This window comes from Rhodococcus sp. IEGM 1241 (genome assembly GCF_033142365.1).
Taxonomy (GTDB): domain Bacteria; phylum Actinomycetota; class Actinomycetes; order Mycobacteriales; family Mycobacteriaceae; genus Rhodococcus_F; species Rhodococcus_F erythropolis.
In genome coordinates, this window is the sequence record NZ_JAWLSE010000063.1 from 1 (window position 1) to 951 (window position 951).

1 protein-coding gene is annotated in these 951 nt (G+C 60.9%); it reads left to right on the top strand.

Annotated features, from left to right (window positions below):
- Positions 1-951, top strand: a 951-nt coding sequence (locus R4P70_RS32620; RefSeq protein WP_317833853.1) for a condensation domain-containing protein, incomplete at both ends; no start/stop codon positions are given.

Here is a 951-nt window from a genome sequence, read left to right on the forward strand (position 1 = left end):
GGTGCTCGGGCGGCGTTGACTGCTCGGGTGCGTCCGGAGCGGGTGCCGTTGTCGTTGGCGCAGCAGCGGATGTGGTTCTTGAACCGTTTCGATACGTTGTCGTCGGCGAACAATATTCCGGTGGCGATTCGGTTGTCGGGGTTGTTGGATGCGGCGGCTCTGCAGGCTGCTGTGTCGGATGTTGTTGCGCGGCATGAGATTTTGCGGACGGTGTATCCGGAGGTCGACGGTGTCGGGTTCCAGGAGGTGTTGTCTGCTGATCGGGTGCGGTTGGATGTGTCGCCGGTGGTGGTGTCGGAGTCCGATGTCGTTGGTGCGGTGACGGAGTTCTTGTCGGCCGGTTTCGATGTGGCGGTGGAGGTTCCGGTTCGGGCGCGGTTGTTCGCGGTGTCGGAGTCGGAGTTCGTGTTGGCGTTGGTGGTTCATCACATCAGTGGTGATGGTGTGTCGATGGGGCCGTTGACGCGTGATGTGATGGTGGCGTACGAGGCTCGTTCTCGGGGTGAGGTTCCGGGGTGGGCGCCGCTCGAGGTGCAGTATGCGGATTACGCGTTGTGGCAGCGGGAGACTCTTGGTTCGGAAGATGATCCGTCGTCGTTGATTTCGCGTCAGGTCGGGTTCTGGGAGTCGGCGTTGGCGGGGTTGCCGGATCAGTTGGATTTGCCGGCGGATCGTCCGCGGCCTGTGGTGGCGTCCAATCGTGGGGCGAGTCATTCGTTCGTGGTGGGTGCGGATGTGCATGCTGGTTTGAATGATGTTGCTCGTGAGTCGAATTCGTCGTTGTTCATGGTGGTGCATGCGGCGTTGGCGGTGTTGTTGTCGCGGTTGTCGGGGACGTCCGATATTGCGATCGGTACTCCGGTGGCGGGTCGTGGTGAGCAGGTTCTCGATGATTTGATCGGGATGTTCGTCAATACGTTGGTGTTGCGGACGGAGGTGGATTCTTCGGAG